The organism is Pseudomonas sp. NPDC090203 (genome assembly GCF_044746765.1).
In the GTDB taxonomy this organism is placed as follows: Bacteria; Pseudomonadota; Gammaproteobacteria; order Pseudomonadales; family Pseudomonadaceae; genus Aquipseudomonas; species Aquipseudomonas putida_AD.
On sequence record NZ_JBIVCV010000013.1, the window covers coordinates 123,430 to 145,356 of the forward strand.

Below are 21,927 nucleotides of genomic sequence, written 5' to 3' on the forward strand. Positions count from 1 at the left end.
CATCGGCGGTCCGTTTCTGGAGCCCTCATGAATTCCCTACCCATTGATGCCGTCCTGCGTGCGGCCGGGCAACCCGCTTAATACGCCGAACGGGGAATCATGGACATAAACTCGGATTTGAAGATGTTTTCCATAATCTGCATGAAATCCGAAGCCAGCTTGGAACGTTGCTGGTGGCTGGGGAATACGATAGAAATTTCGAAGGGAATATTTTCATCCAGTTTTCTGAAGGTAATCCCTGGGTATTTCGAGTAGGAGGCCGTAAAGGGATCGCAGACGGTGAGCCCGAGACCACCGGAAACCAGGCCGCAGGCGGAGTGAGCGGCGGTGGTTTCGACGCAGGACTGGCTGACGACACCGCGCGCTTCCATAGCTGTAGTGATGCGGCGCTGTAACGGATTATTGGTGTTCAGTGAGATCAAACGGCGATCATTCAAGTCTTCAAGTGTCACCACCTCTTTGCTCGCCAATACATCGTCACAAGGCATTACACAGACGGCATTGATCGGGGGCAGGGGGATCGACTGAATCCCCGGATACTCGCCTGACGGCACCTGGACAAAACCGATATCGATCTGATTCGCCGACGTCAGCTCCATGATGCCCAACGAGTTGCGAACGTCCAGAGACGTTCTGACATCGGGATGTTTTCGGGCGAAACGACATACGCCCTCAGCCACGACACTTAAACCGAGAGTGCTCATTGAGCCAATTCTCAATGTGCCTGTGCGTAGCGTTACCAGGTCTTCCGCAACGCGCTCGATGCGTTCGATACCCTGATAAAACTTGTCGACTTCGGCGTATAGGAGCTGAGCTTCCGCGCCCGGAATAAGGCGATTGCCTTCTCGGCGGAACAGTCGAAGCGACAGTACGATTTCGAGATCGCGTATGAGCCTGCTGACAGCGGGTTGGGTTATCTGTAGGGCTTCGGCGGCGATGGTCATGCTGCCAGTGAGCATGACTGCCCGAAAGGCTTCCAGTTGGCGAGGATTCAGCTTCATCGTGGCGCTCGAGCGGTATGGGAGAAGGCTTTGGCTAAACGTATAACATTTTGTTATGCGCGTCCAACATGTTACCGGTTTGCGGTAGGCATGTGACAGAGCGATGATCTATTTGCGTTGTTTTATTGAACAGCCTGACTTCGCAATAGTGCCAAGCGGTGCTGACGCAAAATAAAAAGAGGACAACTCGTGCTGAACTATACCTTGCGCAGGTTACTACTCCTGCTACCAATGTTATTCGGAGTATCCATCGTGGTATTCCTGGTGATGCATTTTATTCCTGGCGATCCGTCTCAACTGGCTGCGGGACCTGATGCGACAGCCGAAGACGTTGCGCAGATACGGCAAAACTATGGGCTGGATCAACCACTCGTTACTCAATACTTTATCTATGTAAAGAAAATTGTCAGCGGCGATTTCGGTGAGTCGTTCCAGACATTCACTCCGGTGCTTGAAGGCATTGCAAGAACGCTCCCGGCGACTATTGAATTGACCGCTGCCGGGATGCTGCTCGCCGTCGTCATTGGTGTTCCATTGGGTATTGTCGCAGCACTTAGGCCTCGAGGGTTTCTAGATGGTTCGCTCACCACTTTCGCGGTTCTAGGCATATCAGTTCCCGGATTTTTTCTTGGCCTTATATTGATGTCGATCTTTTCGGCCAGCTTAGGCTGGCTACCACCGACCGGAAGGGGCGGGTGGCAGCACTTGATATTGCCGGCGGTGACTCTGGGCTTGCCGTATGTTGCAACTTTTTCGAGGCTGGCTCGATCCACGATGATGGATGTACTGAAAGAAGATTACATTCGTACCGCCTACGCGAAAGGTGTGCCTGGTTACAAAGTCGTTATCAAGCACGCACTTTCTAACGCGTCCATTCCACTGGTTACCGTATTTGGGATGGATTTTGGCCGACTCCTGGGAGGGGCCGTTATTGTCGAAACCGTATTTGCCTGGCCAGGGATGGGGCGTTTTCTGATCGATGCAATCATGGCTCGAGACATTTATGTCGTCCAGGGCACTGTCCTTGTGTTTGCAGCCTTGGTAGTAATCATAAATTTAATGGTGGACCTCGTATATGGCATCCTCGATCCTCGCATCACCTACAACTGAGGCTGATATGCATCTGCCGAAAAAGCGCGGGCCGGGCTTTGTGGGTTTTCTCATATCCAATAAACGTTGGTTTGCGCTTGGTGCATTCATTGTCATCCTGGCAATGATCGCAGCTGCGTTATGTGCACCTTTTCTGTTTGATTGGGATTCGGTGACAAAAATCAACCTCTCCAGGTCACTGATCGGTCCGGGCACTGACTCTTTACTGGGTACGGATCAAATGGGCCGGGACTTGTTAGGAAGAGTCCTGTGGGGCGCTCGCATCACACTCACTGTAGCAGTATCCAGTGTCGCTATCGCGTTGCTGGTCGGCGTTTCAGTAGGCGCAGCTTGCGGGTATTACAACGGTACCCTTGCCAGTCTGGTCATGCGGATCATGGATTCCATGATCGCGTTCCCCAGGACGTTGGTAGCGATTCTGATTATTACCGTGGCGGGAAACAGCATCCTGAGCCTGACACTGGCTATTGCCATCTCGACCATTCCTATCTATGTCCGGTTTTTTGCAGGGCCGGTGATCGCCCTGAGAAACCGCGAGTTTGTACTCGCCTCGAAATCGATCGGTGTCGGCGATCTGCGATTGTTACTGGTGCACATTCTGCCCAACATTGGCTCGCTGGTCATTATTCAGGCAACTGTATCGCTGGCTGAAGCCATCCTGATTGGTTCCGGGCTGAGCTTCCTGGGGCTTGGCCCACCGCCGCCAACGCCGGAGTGGGGTTCAATGATTGCCGAGTCCCGGCCGTTACTGACTACCCATCCGTATGTCTTGCTCGCGCCTGGTTGCGCCCTGGTCCTGACCATATTGAGCTTCAACATTGTTGGCGATGCGCTACGGGATTATATCGACCCGAAATCGCGAAACGCTTGATTCAAATCAAGACGGTAACCGCCGATGAGTTCCACAAAATAATAGAGCGAGACGATGTGATGGGACGCTTAAACTTTCGGGCAGTACTCATACGCAGTTTTACTGTTCTAGCCATCCTGGGACTGTCGGCCAGTTTGCCGACTGTTGTATATGCTAAAGAGGCTGGGCAGATAACGTTTGTCCAAGGCTCTGACATCGATACGCTGGACCCTGCCGTTTCGCGCAGCGTACCTTCTTATAATGTAATTGATCACGTATTCAACAGGCTGATCGCCTGGGGTGGAAAAGATCGCTCAAATTTCGTACCTGATTTGGCAGCGTCATGGTCTAGAACAGGAGATGGAAAGCGATGGACGTTCGTGTTGAAGCAAGGCATTAAATTTCACGACGGTACGGATTTCAATGCTGAGGCTGTGAAATTCAATCTGGATAGAATTCGTAACCCTGAATTGGGATCTCCGCATCGTTCTTTCTATGCGGATATCCTGTCGGTGGAAGTCGTGTCGCCGTATCAGGTTCAGATTACGACAAAAAACCCTTCCCCCACCATGCTGGAATTGCTGGCAAGGGAATCCTCGTCAATGAACAGCCCCGCAGCGGTCGCTAAATACGGTCGAACCTATGGGCATCATCCTGTGGGTACTGGGCCCTACATTTTTGATAGCTGGATACCCAATGACCAGGCCGTCCTTGAAAAGAACACCACTTTTTATGGGCAACCCGGTAAACCTTCAAAAATTGTATTCCGCCCAGTGAGAGAGGATTCTTCTCGAGTCATTGAACTTCGGACAAACAATGCTGACGTCGCGGCCAATTTGTCGCCCGAAGCCGCGATTGAGTTGACGCTACTCAAAAAATCCACGTTGATCCGAGTGCCAAGTACATTTCAGATCTTCTTTGAGATGAACCTGACAAAACCGCCCTTCGATGACCCGCGTATCCGTCGTGCAGTCAGTATGGCAATCGATCGTCAGGCACTGGTGAATAAGGTTCTGCTTGGCTATGGAAAGGTGCCTACAGGTCCATTCCCTGAAGGTACCCAGGCACGACAAGCATTCGCTCCGGTCAAGTACGATCCTGAAGCCGCGAGGAAAATCATTGATGAAGTCTATCCCGGAGGTTATCCAGGGACCATTGTCATGTGGACGCCGGCGGGCCGTTATACCAAGGATCGACAAGTCGCCGAAGTTGTTCAAGGTTATCTCAATGCCGTAGGGCTCAAGACCGAATTCAAGGTGTGGGAATGGGCCACATACCAAAAAAACCTGTACCGCCCTGAGCCCGGAAAAGGAACAGGTAAAGGGACGAATGACGCAAATATGTGGTTGCTTGGCACGGGCATTTCTGATGCTGACATCCGCTTGCGTCGGAAGTTGTCCACGGGAGATGCACAGAATCTAACTGGGTATAGCAATCCCGATGTAGACAGCTATCTCCAGCTTGCCTCTCGTGAGCTGGATGAAAAAAAGCGCATGTCTTATTACGGCCAGATACAACAGATCCTTTGGGAGCAGGATGCAGACAATCTGCCTCTTTTTGACCAGGAACAAGTTGTTGGTGTGCGCAAAGGTTTGAATGGTCTTGATATTGATTATGAAGGGACCATCGATTTCAAGAATGTAGAACTCATTGACCGGTGATTTAAATGTCGAATGTAAATGCCAACGAAGCCCTGTTGACCGATGCTCGTCTGAGTGCCCCTCCTGCCGAGCGCATGGTCAAATACCATGACATTCCTGCTCTTGAAACCGAGAAACGACAATTCAATGAATTCGTTGAAGTCGACCTGGCTCATACCGTCATGCTCGTCGAGCAGAAAATCCTTTCTGAATCCGTAGGGCAAGCCATCCTGGCGGAGCTGCGGCATATACGAACAATGTCTCCATCAGACTTCCCGTTCGATGTGAAGAAAGGCAGCTTTCTACTCCAGGTTGAATCGTACCTGTTCTCCAGAATTGGTGAAGATTCGGCAGGGCAAATGCACACAGGCCGCAGTCGTATCGACCAAGGAGCGACGGTCCGTCGTCTTTACGATCGCAAGCGCATTCTTGCCGTGCTCGACCGTATCAATGAATTTCAGGTGGCTCTGATCCAGAAGGCGGCGCAGTACTCCAGCACCATCATGCCGGGCTATACACATATGCAGCACGCTCAGCCATGGGTTTTTGGTCACTATCTGCTGAGTTTCACTTCAAGGCTGCACGATAGTTTCAGCCGCCTGGTGCAGGCCTATAGCAGAGTCAACAGGAATCCTCTGGGAGCCGTGGGGCTGGCCGGTACTTCTTGGCCTTTGGATCGTGCGCGTACGACGCATTTGCTGGGGTTCGATAGTCTTGTGGAAAACTCCAAGCTGGGCAGGGAAGCGTGGTACGCGGCAGAGACGATCGGCGCTCTGTCATTTGTCATGGCTGATTTGAATGATCTTGCTACCGATTTGCACATCTGGTCGAGTGTCGAATTCGGGACGGTAGAGAGCCACGACGGTTACTGCGGTACCAGCAGCATCTTTCCGCAGAAGAAAAATCCCAGTGGTCTGGAAACGATCAAGAAGGCCGCCGGCGGGTCCGTTACCTGGCTTGGCACGGCGTTGGCGACTTTCAGATCCGAAGGGACCGGCGATCAGGCAATGCGCGACTTGCCGTTGATACACGATGCCCTTGCGACTACAGAGGGAATGCTCGACCTGTTCACTGGGATCATCGAAACGCTGATCGTGCATGAGGACCGGATGTCGGCTCTCTTGTCGGGGAGTTGGTGTACGGCGAGCAATCTGGCCGACGTTATCGTTCGAGATAAAGGTATCTCGTTCCGTCAGGTTCACCACGTGGTGGCGCGTCTGGTTCGTAACAGCTTGCTCGCCGGTGTATCGCCCGGGATGGTGACGGGGGCGGCGCTGGATCAAGCGGCTATGGAAACTATTGGTTCAGCGCTCCATTACTCGGATGCGCAGGTCCGCGATTCGTTGAGTCCGCGTCGGTTTGTCGAAACTCGAGTCTCTGCGGGTGGAGTAGGCCCCGACGAAATCAAGAGGTTGTTGTCGATTGCGCGAAAAGAGCTTCAGCAAGATTGCGAGTGGGTTGCCCTGCATCGGCGCAAGGTCGCCCAGTCTCGGGCCGACCTCGACGCCGCCATTTCGAAAATTGTCGATTGAAGGAGCCTCCCATGAACCAGAATTTGGTAGCTCGTGTTAAGAATCTGAGTATTGGGTTCGGCGCCTGGGGGAGCGAGTCGCCGGTTGTACGTGACGTTTCATTCGAGGTGATGCGTGGTCAGACGCTCGCTATCGTAGGCGAGTCGGGCTCCGGAAAATCCGTGACTTCAATGGCAATGATGGGCCTGATCAAGCGTGCCGGGGGGCGGGTTCTCTCAGGGTCGATGGAGTTGCAAACCAAGGACGACAAAATGATCGACCTGGTCTCGGCTCCCGAGTCTGTGATGCGTCATCTCAGAGGTTCGTCGATGTCGATGATCTTTCAGGAACCAATGACCTCGCTGAACCCGGTCTTCAAGATCAGCTCTCAACTCACTGAGGCCATTATTCTGCATAAGCATTGCAGTCGTGCAGAAGCGCAAGCCCAGGCGTTACGCATGCTCGATCTGGTGCGCATTCCTGATGCGAAGCAGATCATGAACAGGTTTCCCCATGAGCTTTCTGGCGGGATGCGCCAGCGCGTCATGATTGCCATGTCACTGGTTTGTGAACCCGCATTGCTGATCGCCGATGAGCCGACAACCGCTCTGGACGTAACAGTCCAGGCGCAGATTCTGCGCATCATCAAGGAACTGCAAAGCAGCCTGGCGATGGGCGTGATTTTTATCACGCATGATATGGGCGTTGTGGCGGAGGTCGCAGACCAGGTGATGGTGATGAAAAAAGGCGAGACCGTCGAGCAGGGTCCAGCCAAGGCTATTCTGCAGTCCCCCCGGCAACCCTATACCCGTTCATTGCTGGCTGCGGTTCCTAGAATTGGCTCTATGCACGGTACGTGTTTGCCCGCAAAATTTCCGCTGATCGATGATAAAACCGCTGAGTCCTCACCGGGATCAGCCACCGCCAGTAACGTTGCTCCTGCCTACGACCACCCACCCATTCTCAGCGTAAAGTCGTTATCCATTCGATATGACCTCAAGGGCGGTCTTCTCGGAAAGGTCAGACGCCGGGTCCATGCCGTCGAAGCCATCGACTTTGACATTTACTCAGGTGAGACACTGGCTCTGGTGGGTGAATCCGGATGTGGCAAATCTACCAGCGCTCGCGCAATCGCCGGTCTGATGCCGATTCAGGGAGGGGATATTGTCTTCGGCGGTAAAAACCTTGCGTCATTGAACAAGAGTGGTTTGAAGACGCTGCGTCGCGACATTCAAATGGTCTTTCAAGACCCTTATGCATCCCTCAACCCGCGCCTGACGATCGAGGACAGTCTTTTAGAGCCGCTGTATGTACATGACATTGCCCGTGGCGCCGAAGCGCGCAAGCAAGTTCGAAACCTGTTGGAGCGAGTTGGGCTGTCTGCTGAACAGGCGCAACGTTATCCACACGAGTTTTCCGGAGGACAGCGGCAGCGGATTTGCATCGCTCGCGCGCTGACGCTATCCCCCAAGTTGATCATTGCCGATGAAGCGGTGTCGGCTCTGGACGTGTCCATACAGGCACAAGTGATCAATCTCATGCAGGATTTGCAGCGTGATCTGGGAATTTCATTTCTGTTCATCTCCCATGACCTTGCGGTGGTTGAGCGGGTCAGTCATCGGGTGGGGGTGATGTACCACGGCCGTATCGTCGAAATTGGCCCGCGTCGCTCAGTGTTTGAAAATCCGCATCATGCCTACACCCAGAAATTATTGGGCGCCGTACCTTCTGCTGATCTGGACGCCCCCAGGAAACCGTTCAGCCTGATGGAAGAAGTCGTGCCGAGCAGGATTTATGACATTGACTATCAGGCACCTGACGTCAGCTATCTGGAGGTAGGGCCTGGTCACTTCGTCGCCAATTCGGGCTTTATGTAATTCGTCAAAGGATGTTGCCCCACCGTATTGAATCCGCTGTGCTCGCCAGGCACCGCCAATCACCTATTCAGGAGACCCATAATGTCTGACCGTGAAATCATCATTCCAGATGCCATGAAGTCCGTGGTCGAACGCGCGGGTTACGCCCCCGCAGTCAAGATCGGCGACACCCTGTACTGTGCTGGCCAGGTAGGCAGGACTGCTGATCTGGAAGTAATTCGGGACGCCGAGCAGCAGTTCATCAGCGCCTGGGAAAACCTGGCGTGCGTGCTGGCCGCTGGCGGCTGCAGCTTCGAGGACGTGGTCGACATGACCACTTATCATGTGGATATGTCGAAGCATATGGCGGTGTTTCGCGAAGTGAAGAATCGGATATTCCCCAGAGGCCTTTGCGCCTGGACCTGTATTGGCGTCAGTGAGCTGGCGCATCCGGGTCTGTTGGTGGAAATCAAGTGTGTGGCAGTGCGGCGAACTTTAAAAAAGTGAAGTGTGCCTTTCACTTTCGACAGTGCCCCAGACTTTTCTTTGCGTAGCCCGCGGCGGAAAACGTTTCTACGATTAAGGCAACCTCATCGATCAGACACCGAGACGTATGTCAGTGCCGGTTTGGCGGTCAGTACTTCCTGAATCGGTCGTACTCATTCGCCCGTTATACTGCTCATTCTGTCCAGGAGTCACTATGAGTTCTTTGCCAATCGACGCCGTCATGCCGGCACTTCTCCAAGCGTTAAATGCCCGTAGCGAGGTTGTACTCCAAGCACCCCCCGGTGCCGGCAAGACTACTCGCGTTCCATTGGCCGTCCTTGGTGAAGAGTGGCTTGGTGAGCAATCCATCCTGATGCTTGAGCCTCGCCGATTAGCTGCCCGTGCTGCCGCAGAAAGACTGGCCAGTGAGCTGGGGGAGAAGGTCGGTGAAACCGTTGGGTATCGTATTCGTCTAGAAAGCCGCATTGGTCCAAACACTCGGATTGAAGTAGTCACTGAAGGAATTTTGGCGCGTCGCCTTCAGGATGATCCGGCTCTTGAAGGCGTTGGGCTGGTTATTTTTGATGAGTTCCACTCGCGAAATCTGGATGCAGATCTTGCTTTGGCACTCACTCTCAATGGTCGTGAATTGCTACGTGATGAGCAGCCCCTGAAGATTCTCGTGATGTCAGCAACGCTGGAAGGTGAGCGGCTTTCACAGTTGCTGGAAGATGCACCGATTATCACGAGTGAAGGCAGGATGTACCCCGTGTCGACTCTCTGGGGGCGCCCTTACCAGCCTGGTGAGCACATCGAGCCGAGGGTGGTCCAGGTATGTATGGATGCGCTCGAAGAGCAGAGCGGTAGCATCCTCGTTTTTCTACCAGGGCAAGCCGAAATTCAAAGAGTCAGTCAGCAACTGGCAGATATCCTCGGCGAGCGAAAAGACATACTCCTATGTCCATTGCACGGCGAACTCGACCTCAGTGCACAGCGTGCTGCGATTGATCCCGCGCCTGAAGGCAGACGCAAGTTGGTACTGGCCACCAACATCGCCGAAACCAGTCTGACCATCGAAGGTGTGAGAGTAGTCGTAGACGCTGGTCTTGAGCGCGTACCCCGCTTCGATCCGCGGAGTGGAATGACCCGTCTCGATACTCAGCGTATTTCCCGGGCGAGCGCTACACAGCGGGCGGGGCGGGCTGGGCGATTGGAGGCAGGGGCCTGTTATCGATTGTGGTCGCAGGAGCAACACGAACAACTCAGTGCCTTCAGCGCTGCGGAGATTACCCAGGCTGACCTTGCCGGCCTGTCACTCCAGCTGAGCCGTTGGGGAATGTCACCTGAGCAATTAGTCTGGCTTGATATGCCGCCGGTTGCCGCTTACGCACAGGCGCGCGACTTACTTGAGCGTCTGGGTGCGCTGGAAGGCGAAAAATTGACCCGCCACGGCCAAGCCATGTCTGAGCTGCCTGCGCATCCTCGCATCGCCCATCTGTTGCTGCGAGGCCAGGCCCTGGGTTTGGCGGAGATGGCCTGCGACGTCGCCGCCTTGCTGGGTGAGCGTGACATCTTGCGAGGCGCGGGCGCTGACTTGCACAGCCGCCTGACGCTGGTGGCGGGCACCGAGCGTGCGGGCCGTGGCGCCCACGGTGGGGTTCAGCGCGCCCGGCAACTGTCCCGTCAGTACCGCGGTTATTTGCGAGGCGGGCCGAAGCAGGCCGTGGCCGATCCCGATCATCCCCGTTGGCTGGGGGCGCTGCTGGCGCTGGCTTATCCGGACCGTGTCGCCCAGCAACGTCGGGCGGGCGGCGCGGAGTATCGTCTGGCCAACGGTCGGGCGGCGCTGTTCGCCGAACCCGATGCGCTGATGAAAGAGCCGTGGCTGGTGATTGCCGATCTGGGTAGCCGTCAGGGCCAGCGTGAAGAGCGTATTTATCTGGCGGCGGATTTTGATCCGGCGCTGTTCGATTCGGTGCTGGCCGAGCAGGTCAGCCAGGTCGATCAACTGGACTGGGACGAGCGTGAAGGGGTGTTTCGTGCCGAGCGCCAGCGCAAGGTGGGCGAGTTGATCGTCAGCCGCGAGCCGCTGACCGGCCTGGACGATTCGGCCCGTGGGCAGGCATTGCTGGCGCTGGTGCGGCGCAAGGGGCTGGAGCTTTTGCCGTGGACGCCGGAGTTGCGTCAGTGGCAGGCACGGGTAGCGCTGCTGCGCGGGCTGGACCTGGAAAAGAGCGGCGCCAGCGATTGGCCCGATGTGGGCAATGCGGCGCTGCTCGATCAACTGGAGCACTGGCTGCTGCCTTATCTGGGCAAGGTCACTCGGCTGAGTCATTTCGCCAACCTCGACCTGTCCTCGATCCTGCATAACCTGCTGCCCTGGCCGCTGCCGCAGCGTCTGGAAGAACAGGCGCCACATCACCTGAGCGTGCCGTCCGGTTCTTCAGTGCGCCTGGACTACAGCGAACATCCGCCGATCCTGGCGGTGCGCCTGCAGGAACTCTTCGGCCTGGCCGACACCCCGCGCATCGCCGGTGGCCGGCAGATCGTCAAACTGCATTTGCTGTCTCCGGCGCGCAGGCCGGTGCAGGTGACCCAGGATCTGGCGAGTTTCTGGAAGAACACCTATCAGGAGGTGAAGAAGGATTTGAAGGGGCGGTATCCCAAGCATTACTGGCCGGATGATCCGTTGGTGGCGCAGCCGACTGCGCGGGCGAAGCCAAGGGGGACGTAGTTGGGGTTGTGATGCATGCGGGGTGTCTGGATCAGCCGGGGTGTCCGGTCTTACTGCCGCTGCGCGCCAGATCGCGGGCAAGCGCGCTCCTACGCCTTCGGCAGAATCAAAAGCGGATCGGGCAGGCTCGCGCGGATCGCCACTGCCCGAAGGGCGTAGGAGCGCGCTTGCCCGCGATCTGCCGCAAAGCGGCAGTAAACAGACACACGCGATGTGTCTAAATGACTCGTTGCTGGCGCTGTGCACCACGGCCCCGCGCCTAACACGGGCTAACACCGGATAACTGGCAGCATTCAACCCCGCCCCTCACTCTGTAGCCTCGCCACCCACAACGTAAACGCACCCAGCGGTGCTGTACGTGCCATGGCGAGTTGCCAATCATGAGAGTGCCGATCATGTCCGAAGAAATTCGCCAGAGCTGCGTGTGCGGGGGCGCAAGGCCGAGCAATGATGAGTTGAGCGCGTTGATCGTCATGGGCGGTCAGGGCAACACGCAGCGGTTGTTCATCGCGGTCGCGCCGTTGCTCACGGCGTTTTATGAGGGGCAGGTCCAGGCCGGCCGGGCGCGGCGGGAGGACCTCGAAGCGCTGGTGCATCAGGCGTTTGCGGCGCTTTGCCGGCATCGCCAGAGCTACGACGCCGCGCACCCGTTCCGTGCCTGGCTGATCGAGGTCGCCCGCAGCACCTTGCGTGATTATCTGCACCGCAACGATGCCCATCCTGTGGATGCTTCGCTCGCCCTTGCCACCTGTGCCCCGCGCAAGATCCTGCGCGCAGTCTGAACTGCCTGTTCCTGTCGGACCCTCCAATGATCAGTATTGAAAAGATTCTCTACACCGGCCACACCTACACCACCGGTGGCCGTGATGGTGAAGGCCGCAGTCACGATGGCCGGCTCGATCTGAAACTCTCGCCACCGGGGGCTCCAGGCACCGGAACCAACCCCGAACAGTTATTCGCCATTGGCTGGTCGGCCAGTTTCATCGGTGCGCTGCGCCATGGGTGCAATGCCCGCAGGATCGGTTTTCCAGCCGAAACGGCGGTCGATGCCCAGGTCGATCTGGTGCATGGCGAGCAGGGTTTTTTCCTGCGTGCACGGTTGGCGGTGTCCTTGCCGGGTCTTGAAGGCGAGGTGGCAAACGAGCTGATCGAAGCTGCGCGGCAGAACTGCCCGTACTCCAAGGCCATGCGCGACGGGCTGGATCTGGCCGTCACCCTGGTTTGATTCGCTTCGCGGCGCACAGGCCGGGCGTGATCGCTTGATCGGTGTATCAAAACACCTATCATGCTCAAGCGTGCGCCCATCGTTCATCATCGGGTGGCATTACCCTCAATTTTCGGACAACGATCCCGTGGAGTCAGCCCTGGACGACCTGCACGAATCCCTCGCCTTGCGCTTTGCCTTCGGCCCGTTCTGCGTGACGCCGGGCAAGCGGTTGCTGACCCGCGACGGCGCTGCCGTCGAGATCGGTGGACGGGCGCTGGACCTGCTGATTGCGCTGCTCGAGCGTCCGGGCCGGGTGTTGTCCAAGCGCGAACTGATCGACAGAGTCTGGCCGGATGTGGTCGTGGAAGAAGGCAGCCTGCGCTTCCACATGACCGGCCTGCGGCGAATTCTCGGCGATGGCGAGGAGGGTGCCCGCTACATCAGCACGCAGGTGGGCGTCGGTTACGCCTTCGTCGCGCCTATCGAGCGATTCGAGGGCGAGCAGCCGCTGGTGGAACAGCCAGTGGCATCCGTGCCTGTGCGCCGCTTTTCCAGCACGGTGGGCAGCCTGCCTTCGCGCACTCGATTGATCGGGCGCGAAACCGACGTGCAGATGGTCGTCGAGCGGTTGCAGACGCCCAAGCTGTTCACCATCGTCGGCGCAGGCGGGGTCGGCAAGACCAGCCTGGCGATTGAAGTCGGGCACCGGATTCACGCGGCGCGTCCCGGCGGCGTGCGTTTCGTGGACCTGGCCCAGGTCGAGGATGCCTTGCTGGTGCCTTCTGCGCTGGCCGGTTCGCTTGATATTCCGGTGCAAGTCGATGACCCGATGGTGGTGCTGCTGGCGCATCTGCAGGCCCAGGAATGGGTGCTGGTGATCGACAATTGCGAGCACCTGATCGATGCCGTTTCTGTCATCGCCGAGCAGATCCGCGAGGCTGCCCCGCGAGTGAGCCTGCTGGCCACCAGCCGCGAGCCCCTGCGTGCCCGAGGCGAGCATGTGCACTGGCTCAACCCGCTGGATTTCCCGGGCGAAACCCAGGAATTGTCGGTCGATGAAATGCTCGCGTTTCCCGCCATTGAGCTGTTCGTCGAGCGCGCATCGTCGGGCAACGCGACCCTGGTGCTGGACGCCGAAGACGCGCAGATGATCGTCGACATGTGCCGCCGCCTCGAAGGCATGGCGCTGCCGATCGAACTGGCGGCCGTGCGCGTCGGCGCCTATGGCGTGCGTGCCACCCACGCTCTGCTCGGCGAGCGATTTTCCCTGGGCTGGTCCGGCCGGCGCACCGCGCAGCCACGGCACCAGACCCTGCGCGCCATGCTCGACTGGAGCCACAACTTGCTGTCGGCGGACGAGTGCCTGGTGTTCGCCCGTCTGGCGATTTTCGTCGGCCCGTTCTCACTGGAGGCTGCCTCCCAGGTGGTCGCCGATGGGCAGATCGATTCGGTGACAGCAGCGGCGATGCTCGACGAACTGGCTGCCAAAGGCCTGGTGGCGGTGGACCTCACCGACCCGGTGGGCGCCTACCGCCTGCTGGAGATGACCCGCGCCTATGCCCGGGAAAAACTGGTGGCCCAGGGCGATGCCCAGGTGCATCTCCTGGCGTTTCGCCACGCGGCGTTCTACATGGACCTGCTGGGTCATCTTGGCGTCTCGCCGGGGGAGATCTACCAGCGCTCGGCGCGCCTGGCCAGCCAGTTGGGGAATGTGCGAAGCGCGCTGGAATGGAGCTTCGGCCCCCATGGTGATCCGGGCCTGGCGCTGCCCTTGGCGGCGGCCAGCTCACAGTTGTTCCTGCATTTCTCGTTGATGGTCGAATGCCGCACCTGGTGCGCCCGGGCCATCGAGTTGCTGGAGCTTGGCTACTTCGGCACACCGACCGAAATGGAGCTGCAAGCAGCGCTGGGGCTGGCCTTCATGTTCACCCAGGGCAACAGCGAGCTGGCCGAAAAGGCTCTGCTCAGGGCGCTGGATATTGCCGTGGCGCTGGGGGATCAATGGTCGCGCTTGCGTGTGCTCGGTCGGTTGCAGATCTTCTACGAACGCATCGGCGATTTCCCGTCTTCGCTGGCCTGGGCCGAGCAGGCGGTCGAGGTCGGGCACGACATCGGCAAGCCGGAGGCCATCGCCGTGGCGGCGTCCCTGGCGGGCATTTCCCACCACCTGCTGGGCAACCAGACCCTGGCGCGCGAGGAGCTTGAGCTGTCCCTGCGCAACAGCCTGCCTTCCGAGCGCAGCAGCACCATTCACTACGGTTTCGATCACCGCAACCGGACCGGCCTGGGCCTGGCCCGCACGCTCTGGCTGATGGGCTATGCCGATCAGGCTCGCGAATGGGCCGAGCAGGTCGAGGCCGAGGCGGCGGCGCTGGATCACTCGATCACCTATTGCATCGCCCTGATCTGGACGCTGTGCATCTACGTCTGGACCGGCGATCTGGACAAGGCAGCCGAGCGCATCGACACCTTCGCCGGCATCGCCCACGCCAACGCCTTCGGTCCCTACATCGCGGCGGCCATGGGCATTCGTGCCGCCATTGCGATTCGCGCCGGCGAGCCGGCTGACGCCGTGGCGATGCTGGAAGAGAGTCTGGCCCGGCTGCAAGGCATGCGTTACGAGCTGTTGACCACCTCGTTCGAAATCTCGCTGGTCGAAGGGCTGATCCTTGCCGGGCGTCATGAGCAGGCGCTGGCTCAGGTCGATCGCACCATCGCGCACTGTCGCATCAGCGCGGATGCCTTTGCATTGCCTGAGTTGCTGCGGATCAAGGCGGGCATTCTCAAGACGCTCTCGCCTACCGACTACGCAAGGGTCGAGATCACGCTGACCGAATCGCTGGATCTGGCCCGCAAACAAGGGGCGCGGGCGTGGGCGCTGAGAACCTCGATGGATCTGGCGGCGCTCTGGCTGGATCGCGGGCGGCGTAGCGAGGCGAAAGCGCTGATCGGTCTGTGCCGGGAGCAGTTCACCGAAGGCTTTGACACCCTGGACTTGCGGCAACTGCAGGCGCTCTGGGAACAGCTTTAGTCCGGCAGCTCAGCGCAGCCCCAGCAGCGCGGACATCCTGACCAGATCGGCCACCGAGCGCGCCTTCATCTTGCGCATCACCTTGCCGCGATGGGCCTTGACGGTGATCTCGCTGATGCCAAGGTCCGACGCGATCACTTTGTTCAACCGACCGGCCACCACCATGCCCAGCACCTCATGCTCGCGCGGGGTCAGGGTGGCGTGGGCGCTGCGCAGTGAACGAAGGCCGTCTTCACGGACCAGCGCTGCGCGGCTGTGGTCGAGCGCATCGGCGATGGCGCGCAGCAGCACTTCGTCATCGAACGGCTTGGTCAGAAACTCCATGGCCCCGGCCTTCATGGCGCGCACGGTGAGGGGGACGTCGCCATACCCGGTGAGAAAAATGATCGGCAGGTCCGGGCGCTCGGTGGCGATCATGTTTTGCAGGTCCAGGCCGTTCAGGTCAGGCAGGTTGATGTCCAGCACCAGGCAACTGGGCACCGGCGCCTGGGGTTGATCGAGAAACGCCCGGGCGGACTCGAACAGTCTTGGTCGCCACTTGGCGAAGTCGATCAGCAACTCCAGCGACTCGCGCACTGAAACATCGTCATCGACCACGAACACCACCGGGGTGGGGTCGCTCATCACGGCGTTGCGTCCTTGCGCAAGCGCGTCGTCAGTTCTCATAAGCCACCTCCTCAAGGGCTCGATCCTGCACTCAGCTCACCGGCAGCGCGGCGCTCAGGGCTTTGAGCAACGCAGCTTCACTGAAGGGTTTCATCAGGCACTCCACGGCGCCCTGGTTCATCAGGCGCGGGCGCTCGGCGGGATCTCCGTGAGCGGTGATGAAAATGATCGGGATGTCGTAGCGACGTAACTTCAGTTCCTTTTGCAGCTCAAGGCCGGACATGCCTGGCATGGCGATGTCCAGAATCAGGCAGCGGGTCTGTGCCAGGTACTCGGACGCAAGGAAATCCATAGCGCACGAAAAGGCCTGAACCCGGAACCCGAATTCGCGCAGCAGATCCGGCAACGACTCGCGCACGGACTCGTCGTCATCGACCACGGTAATCAGCAATGGGGTATCCATCAGGGGGTCTCCTGGGTCGTGACGCTCTCGCCCGCGTTGTCGCTCTGGGTGATGCGCGGCAGCGCGAAGCGGAAACTGGCGCCGGGGCCGTCCTCGTTCACGGTCGCCCACAGCGAGCCTTCGTGGCGTTCGATGATCGAACGGCTGACCGAAAGGCCGATGCCCATGCCCGAACTCTTGGTGGTGTAGAAGGCCGTGAACAGCCGTTGCACATCTTGCGGGTCGAAGCCGTTGCCGTTGTCGCGCACCGTCAGGCAGACGCGGTCGTTGTCGTCAGCGTGGGTGCTGACCTGCAGGTGTCGCGAGCGGCTGCTGATAGTGTTCATCGCCTCTGTGGCATTGAGGATCAGGTTGAGAATGACCTGCTGCAATTGCACGCGGTCGCCCATCACCTGAGGCAGGTTGTCGGCAAATTCGGGGTGCAGCATCACGCCGTTGCGTTGCAGTTCGCCCAGCAGCATGGCGATGACTTCCCGCGCGGCTTCGTTGATGTCCACGCTTTCGAGGGTGATGCTTTTCTTGGAAAACAAGGCCCGCAGCCGGTTGATGACGTCCGAGGCGCGGTTGCCGTCGCGAATGGTGCGGCGCGCGGTTTCCAGGGCTCCGGCGACATTGGGCGGATCAGCGCCGAGCATGCGCAGGCAGGTGCTGGCGTTGGTGATGATGCCCGCCAGCGGCTGGTTGACCTCGTGGGCGATGGACGCCGTCAGAGCGCCCAGGCTTGCTACCCGCGCCAGGTGCGTCAGCTCGGAACGTATCTTGCCCAATGCAGCCTCGTTGCGTGCGCGGTCGATGGCGATGCTCGCCAGATGGGTGCACTGGGCGATGAGATTGCGCTGCGCCATGGACGGGGTTTGTGGCTCGCGATGGAGGATCGACAGGATCCCGCTCACCGTGCCGTTGGTCGAGGTGACAGGCGTCGACCAGTTGGCCTGCAAGCCATGGGACAGCGCACGGGTACGCCAGCCGTTCCAGCGGGTTTCGTGGGTCAGGTCGCCCACGATCACCTGTTCGTTGGTGACTGCGGCCATGGCGACGGGGCAGAGCACTGCATCGGCAGGCCGACCGTCGGCACCCGGCACCAGATCGACTGGCACATGAGGCGCGGCGCCGGGTTGGATGCGAGGCTCGGGTTCGGATGCGGGGTAGGGGTGTTTCAGATCGACCAGCACGATGCTGCACAACCCACCGTTGAACGAGGCCTCGACCAGCTCGCACAGCGCCTCCAGGATCGGCGTCAGGGCCGAGCCGCCGGCGATCATGCTCAGCAGGCGTTTCTCGCCGGCCAGCAGCATTTCGGCGCGCTTGCGGTCTTCGATGTCGGTGTTTTCGCCGTACCAGCACAGGATCGCGCCGGACTCGTCACGCTGCGGCACGGCGCGGATCAGGAACCAGCGATAGGCGCCGTCGAAGCGCCGCAGCCGGGCCTCGTACTCACCCGCTTCGCCCGACTGCAACAGCTGCCCCCAGTAGACCGCCAGCTCCGGGGCATCGTCGGGGTGCAGGGACTGGGTCCAGCCAAAGCCCTGGGCATCGCACAGTTGCACGCCGGTGTAGTCGGCCCAGCGCTGATTGAGAAAGGTGACGTAGCCATCGGGCGCAGCGCTCCAGACAAATCCCGGCACGGCGTCGATCAGGCTGCGCAGGCTGTCTTCGGTTGCACGAGGTCGCTCGATTTCGTTGTGCATGCCGGTGGTGTTCTCGCTGTCGCCGATTGTTGAGGATGCGCCAGGGGAGCTGCGCCGGACCATCATACGTGGGTGTCGTCGTGGTACGCGGTTAGCTCCTGATAGCCGCCGTTATGCGCAGCCCTATACATAGGTATGCACCGACACCTTGGTGTAATCGCTTGGGGCAAGGGGCGGTGGTGTCATCAGTCTCACGTGAGTCGGAGCGTGGCTAAGCCTACCCATCCGGGCCGGCCACTTCCCAAGGAGATTGATCATGCATGCAGCCATCCCCCCGATGACCTGGCAGCGTCGTCTGGCCGGTTCGGCCCTGGCGGGCGCCTTTGGCCTGGCGTTGTTTGCCGGTTCGACGCCCGCTGTTCTGGCAGCCGACCCTGCGAGCGCCGCCATCCGCCCTTACAAGATTCATGTCGACGAAGCCGAGCTGGTCGATCTCAAGCAGCGCATCGCCCACACCCGCTGGCCGGACAAGGAAACGGTGGCCGATACCTCCCAGGGCGTGCAACTGGCGCAGGTCCAGGCGCTGGTCAAGTATTGGGGCAATGGCTATGACTGGCGCAAGGCCGAGGCCCGGCTCAATGCGTTGCCGGAGTTCATCACCACCATCGACGGCGTGGACATCCAGTTCATTCACGTGCGCTCGCGCAATCCCCACGCCATGCCGCTGATCCTGACCCACGGCTGGCCGGGCTCGCAGTTCGAATTCCTCAAGACCATCGGCCCGCTGACCGACCCTGTGGCGTACGGCGGGAAAGTCGAGGATTCGTTCGACGTGGTGATTCCGTCGATCCCCGGGCACGGTTTTTCCGGCAAGCCCACGGAGCTGGGCTGGGGGCCTGATCGCGTGGCCAAGGCCTGGGATGTGCTGATGAAGCGCCTGGGCTACAGCCACTATGTGTCCCAGGGCGGCGACCACGGCTCGGTGATTTCCGATGCGCTGGGGCGTCTGGCGCCTCCCGGCTTGCTGGGCATTCACCTGAACATGCCGGCCACCGTGCCGCCGGAGCTGGTCAAGCCGATCAACAGCGGCGAGTCGGCGCCTACCGGCCTGGGCGATGCAGAGCTGCGTGCCTATGACTCGCTGAAAACCTTCTTCGGCCGCAACGCCGCCTACGGCGCGATGATGGTGACCCGTCCGCAGACCATCGGCTACTTGCTGGCCGATTCGCCTGCCGGCACCGCAGCGTGGATGTACGAGAAATTCGCCGCCTGGACCGACAGCGACGGCCAGCCCGAGCGCGTGCTCAGCCGTGACGAAATGCTCGATGACATCAGCCTCTACTGGTTGACCAACACGGGCGCGTCGTCCTCCCGGTTCTATTGGGAGAACAACAACAATAACTTCAGCGCCGCCGCGCAGAAGACCGACACGATCAAGGTGCCGGTGGCGATCACGGTATTCCCTCACGAAATCTACCGTGCGCCAAAAAGCTGGGCGCAGCGCGCCTATCCTTCGCTTTCCTACTACAGCGAAGTGAACAAGGGCGGGCATTTCGCGGCGTGGGAACAACCCCAGTTGTTCAGCGAAGAACTGCGCAGCGCGTTCCGTCCACTGCGTGCCTCGGTCAAGTCCGACAGCGCCAAGGCCGGGCAATAACCGGTCTGTGACCACTATCTGTGCCGCCTGTGGCGGCTCGCAAAGGAGGTTCATCATGAAACTGACTGCCATCAACCCGAGCGCCGCGCCCCTGCGTCGGCGCCTGCTGGCTCCCTCGATCCTGGCCGTTGCGCTGCTGCAATTGGGCGCCTTGGGCGGGGCATACTCCCAGGCCAGCGCCGCTGAAGTGGCCGCATCCACGATTGGCCCTATAACCGCTGGCAGCAACACCTCGTTCGGCCCGCTCAAGCATGTGAAGGCCGGGCTGCTGGATGTGGCCTACGCCGAAGTCGGTCCGGCGGATGGGCCGCCGGTCATTCTGATGCACGGCTGGCCCTACGATATCCACAGCTACGTGGACGTGGCGCCTGCGCTGGCGGCCAAGGGTTATCGGGTGTTGATTCCCTACGAGCGCGGCTATGGCGACACGCGGTTTCTGTCGGCCAAGACCGTTCGCAACGGCCAGCCTGCGGCGCTGGCGGTGGACCTGATCGACTTCATGGACGCCCTGAAGATCAAGCAGGCAGTGATCGGCGGCTACGACTGGGGTGCGCGCACCGCTGACATCGTCGCTGCGCTTTGGCCGGAGCGGGTCAAGGCGCTGGTCGCGGTGAGCGGTTACCTGATCGGCAGCCAGGACGCGGGCAAGGCGCCGTTGCCGCCGGCGGCCGAATTGCAGTGGTGGTATCAGTTCTACTTCGCCACCGAGCGCGGTCGCCTGGGCTATGAGAAAAACACCCATGACTTCGCCAAGCTGATCTGGAAACTGGCCTCGCCCAAGTGGGATTTCGATGACGCCACCTATGACCGCAGCGCAGCCGCCTTGCAGAACCCCGACCATGGGGCGGTTTCGATCTTCAACTACCGCTGGCGCCTGGGGCTGGTCAAAGGCGAGGCGCGCTACGACGCCATCGAGAAGAAACTCGCAGCCTTCCCGTCCATCAGCGTGCCGACCATCACTATGGAAGGCGACGCCAACGGCGCCCCACACCCGCCCGCCGAGGCCTATGCCAAGCGCTTCACCGGCAAGTACGAGTACCGGCTGATCAGCGGCGGCATCGGCCACAACCTGCCTCAGGAAGCGCCGCAAGCGTTCGCCCAGGCAATTGTCGACGCCGATCATCTTTGAGCCGGTTGTGAGGAATGCAGCGATGAAACTCAAGCGACTGACGGCCATCGGCGTCATTGCGGGAACGGTGGCGCTGGCCACTGCTGGAGTCGCCCTGGGCGATTCCAGTGATGCCCAGGTGTCGCCGATCTACGGGGTCAAGGTGCCCGAGGGCTACAGAAAATGGGTGTTGATCGCCCCCGCACAGGAAGCCGCGCCCTTGAATGAACTGCGTGCGGTGGTCGGCAACGAGGTGGCGATCAACGCCTATGAAGGCGGTGTGCTGCCGTTTCCCGACGGCACGGTGCTGGTCAAGCTGGCGTGGAAGCACGTCCAGTCCCCCGAATTCGAGCCCGCATCGATCCCCGGCGCCGCCACCACGGTTCAGGTGATGGTCAAGGATTCGAAGAAATACGCCTCCACCGGCGGCTGGGGATTTGGCCGCTTTATCGACGGCAAGCCTGCCGACGAGGCTCAACACCAGACCTGCTTCGCCTGCCACCAGGCTCGCGTGCAAAACCACGATTACGTCTTCACCCGATTCGCGCCGTGACGGCGTCCATCAAGGAGTTATCCATGAACAAACTCTTCGTCGCACTGACGTTTGCGGCCAGCCTGCTGGTGGGCGCCCATGCGTCTGCCCAGCCGGAGAAATCCACGGTCGTGCTGGTGCACGGCGCCTTTGCCGATGCCTGACATCCGCTTTTGATTCTGGATCGGAGGCGCGCCTGGCATTCGCCCTTGATTCTGCCCGGAGGGCGTAGGAGCTGGCTTGCCTGCGATCTGCCGGGAACCGGCAGTAAATCTGGTGCATGCGGTGTGTCTGATACGGCCGAGGTGGATGGTTTTACTGCCGCTGCGCGCCAGACCGCGGGCAAGCCCGGCTGCTACGCCCTTCGGGCAGAAGCGGATCGCGGGTCTGTCTGACATCCGCTTTTTGCTTCTGCCCGGAGGGCGTAGGAGCTGGCTTGCCTGCGATCTGCCGGGAACCGGCAGTAAATCTGGTGCATGCGGTGTGTCTGATACGGCCGAGGTGGGT

At 59.7% G+C, this 21,927-nt stretch carries 17 protein-coding genes and 1 pseudogene; 14 read left to right on the forward strand and 4 right to left on the reverse strand.

From position 1 onward, the window contains the following. Positions 1-77 precede the first annotated feature (77 nt). Positions 78-1,001, reverse strand: a complete 924-nt coding sequence (locus ACIPO9_RS21750; RefSeq protein ID WP_274135421.1) for a LysR substrate-binding domain-containing protein — start codon at positions 999-1,001, stop codon at positions 78-80. Between the two features lie 189 nt (positions 1,002-1,190). Here ACIPO9_RS21750 and ACIPO9_RS21755 point away from each other — a divergent pair, with 189 nt between their 5' ends. From ACIPO9_RS21755 to ACIPO9_RS21800, 10 genes are all read left to right on the forward strand, one after another. Then, positions 1,191-2,111 (forward strand): ABC transporter permease, encoded by a 921-nt coding sequence (locus ACIPO9_RS21755; protein WP_400783411.1) that lies wholly within the window; start codon positions 1,191-1,193, stop codon positions 2,109-2,111. 7 nt (positions 2,112-2,118) lie between these two features. Continuing rightward, the gene (locus ACIPO9_RS21760; RefSeq protein WP_274135423.1) at positions 2,119-2,982 is read left to right on the forward strand and encodes an ABC transporter permease; all 864 of its coding nucleotides are present in this window, start codon (positions 2,119-2,121) and stop codon (positions 2,980-2,982) included. Further along, positions 2,979-4,622: an ABC transporter substrate-binding protein gene (locus tag ACIPO9_RS21765; protein ID WP_400783414.1), complete on the forward strand. Its 1,644-nt coding sequence runs from the start codon at positions 2,979-2,981 to the stop codon at positions 4,620-4,622. The genes ACIPO9_RS21760 and ACIPO9_RS21765 overlap by 4 nt, the downstream gene beginning before the upstream one ends. A 5-nt stretch (positions 4,623-4,627) precedes the next feature. Continuing rightward, positions 4,628-6,133, forward strand: a complete 1,506-nt coding sequence (argH, locus tag ACIPO9_RS21770) for an argininosuccinate lyase (protein WP_400783416.1) — start codon at positions 4,628-4,630, stop codon at positions 6,131-6,133. Positions 6,134-6,144: 11 nt separating this feature from the next. Then, entirely contained in the window at positions 6,145-7,989 is a 1,845-nt protein-coding gene (locus ACIPO9_RS21775; protein WP_400783418.1) for a dipeptide ABC transporter ATP-binding protein, read from the forward strand. Between the two features lie 81 nt (positions 7,990-8,070). After that, positions 8,071-8,475, forward strand: coding sequence for a RidA family protein (locus ACIPO9_RS21780; protein ID WP_400783421.1), 405 nt, complete (start codon positions 8,071-8,073; stop codon positions 8,473-8,475). Between the two features lie 193 nt (positions 8,476-8,668). Then, complete coding sequence (hrpB, locus tag ACIPO9_RS21785) at positions 8,669-11,188, forward strand: ATP-dependent helicase HrpB (protein WP_400783424.1); 2,520 nt, start codon at positions 8,669-8,671, stop codon at positions 11,186-11,188. Between the two features lie 395 nt (positions 11,189-11,583). After that, entirely contained in the window at positions 11,584-11,970 is a 387-nt protein-coding gene (locus ACIPO9_RS21790) for a sigma factor (RefSeq protein WP_400783426.1), read from the forward strand. 26 nt (positions 11,971-11,996) lie between these two features. Then, positions 11,997-12,413 carry an Ohr family peroxiredoxin gene (locus ACIPO9_RS21795; protein WP_400783429.1) on the forward strand — a complete coding sequence of 139 codons (417 nt, stop codon included), beginning with the start codon at positions 11,997-11,999 and terminating at the stop codon, positions 12,411-12,413. Positions 12,414-12,540: 127 nt separating this feature from the next. Then, positions 12,541-15,426, forward strand: coding sequence for an ATP-binding protein (locus ACIPO9_RS21800; RefSeq protein ID WP_400783431.1), 2,886 nt, complete (start codon positions 12,541-12,543; stop codon positions 15,424-15,426). Positions 15,427-15,435: 9 nt separating this feature from the next. Here ACIPO9_RS21800 and ACIPO9_RS21805 read toward each other — a convergent pair whose 3' ends face one another. The 3 genes from ACIPO9_RS21805 to ACIPO9_RS21815 all read right to left on the reverse strand — a co-directional run bounded on the left by ACIPO9_RS21805 (position 15,436) and on the right by ACIPO9_RS21815 (position 18,249). After that, on the reverse strand, positions 15,436-16,050 hold the full coding sequence (locus tag ACIPO9_RS21805; RefSeq protein ID WP_400783511.1) for a response regulator transcription factor: 615 nt from the start codon (positions 16,048-16,050) through the stop codon (positions 15,436-15,438). A gap of 73 nt (positions 16,051-16,123) precedes the next feature. Beyond that, on the reverse strand, positions 16,124-16,495 hold the full coding sequence (locus tag ACIPO9_RS21810) for a response regulator (RefSeq protein WP_400609125.1): 372 nt from the start codon (positions 16,493-16,495) through the stop codon (positions 16,124-16,126). Further along, positions 16,495-18,249 (reverse strand): ATP-binding protein, encoded by a 1,755-nt coding sequence (locus ACIPO9_RS21815; RefSeq protein WP_400783433.1) that lies wholly within the window; start codon positions 18,247-18,249, stop codon positions 16,495-16,497. Before ACIPO9_RS21815 ends, ACIPO9_RS21810 begins: the two co-directional genes overlap by 1 nt. 190 nt (positions 18,250-18,439) lie before the next feature. Between ACIPO9_RS21815 and ACIPO9_RS21820 the strand changes: the two genes are divergently transcribed. The 4 genes and pseudogenes from ACIPO9_RS21820 to ACIPO9_RS21835 all read left to right on the forward strand — a co-directional run. Then, positions 18,440-19,780 (forward strand): epoxide hydrolase family protein, encoded by a 1,341-nt coding sequence (locus ACIPO9_RS21820; RefSeq protein ID WP_400783435.1) that lies wholly within the window; start codon positions 18,440-18,442, stop codon positions 19,778-19,780. A gap of 55 nt (positions 19,781-19,835) precedes the next feature. Further along, positions 19,836-20,909 carry an alpha/beta fold hydrolase gene (locus tag ACIPO9_RS21825; protein WP_400783437.1) on the forward strand — a complete coding sequence of 358 codons (1,074 nt, stop codon included), beginning with the start codon at positions 19,836-19,838 and terminating at the stop codon, positions 20,907-20,909. A gap of 22 nt (positions 20,910-20,931) precedes the next feature. Further along, the gene (locus ACIPO9_RS21830; protein ID WP_274135437.1) at positions 20,932-21,441 is read left to right on the forward strand and encodes a cytochrome P460 family protein; all 510 of its coding nucleotides are present in this window, start codon (positions 20,932-20,934) and stop codon (positions 21,439-21,441) included. A gap of 23 nt (positions 21,442-21,464) precedes the next feature. After that, positions 21,465-21,581, forward strand: a pseudogene (locus ACIPO9_RS21835) (alpha/beta hydrolase); the annotation flags it as partial. Positions 21,582-21,927: the final 346 nt, after the last annotated feature.

Bases quoted from the DNA above. Each gene is read 5' to 3' on its own strand.
- ACIPO9_RS21750 (WP_274135421.1), bottom strand. From the start codon at position 1,001: ATGAAGCTGAATCCTCGCCAACTGGAAGCCTTTCGGGCAGTCATGCTC.
- ACIPO9_RS21760 (WP_274135423.1), top strand. From the start codon at position 2,119: ATGCATCTGCCGAAAAAGCGCGGGCCGGGCTTTGTGGGTTTTCTCATA.
- argH (WP_400783416.1), top strand. From the start codon at position 4,628: ATGTCGAATGTAAATGCCAACGAAGCCCTGTTGACCGATGCTCGTCTG.
- ACIPO9_RS21775 (WP_400783418.1), top strand. From the start codon at position 6,145: ATGAACCAGAATTTGGTAGCTCGTGTTAAGAATCTGAGTATTGGGTTC.
- ACIPO9_RS21780 (WP_400783421.1), top strand. From the start codon at position 8,071: ATGTCTGACCGTGAAATCATCATTCCAGATGCCATGAAGTCCGTGGTC.
- hrpB (WP_400783424.1), top strand. From the start codon at position 8,669: ATGAGTTCTTTGCCAATCGACGCCGTCATGCCGGCACTTCTCCAAGCG.
- ACIPO9_RS21790 (WP_400783426.1), top strand. From the start codon at position 11,584: ATGTCCGAAGAAATTCGCCAGAGCTGCGTGTGCGGGGGCGCAAGGCCG.
- ACIPO9_RS21795 (WP_400783429.1), top strand. From the start codon at position 11,997: ATGATCAGTATTGAAAAGATTCTCTACACCGGCCACACCTACACCACC.
- ACIPO9_RS21805 (WP_400783511.1), bottom strand. From the start codon at position 16,050: ATGAGCGACCCCACCCCGGTGGTGTTCGTGGTCGATGACGATGTTTCA.
- ACIPO9_RS21810 (WP_400609125.1), bottom strand. From the start codon at position 16,495: ATGGATACCCCATTGCTGATTACCGTGGTCGATGACGACGAGTCCGTG.
- ACIPO9_RS21815 (WP_400783433.1), bottom strand. From the start codon at position 18,249: ATGATGGTCCGGCGCAGCTCCCCTGGCGCATCCTCAACAATCGGCGAC.
- ACIPO9_RS21820 (WP_400783435.1), top strand. From the start codon at position 18,440: ATGCATGCAGCCATCCCCCCGATGACCTGGCAGCGTCGTCTGGCCGGT.
- ACIPO9_RS21825 (WP_400783437.1), top strand. From the start codon at position 19,836: ATGAAACTGACTGCCATCAACCCGAGCGCCGCGCCCCTGCGTCGGCGC.
- ACIPO9_RS21830 (WP_274135437.1), top strand. From the start codon at position 20,932: ATGAAACTCAAGCGACTGACGGCCATCGGCGTCATTGCGGGAACGGTG.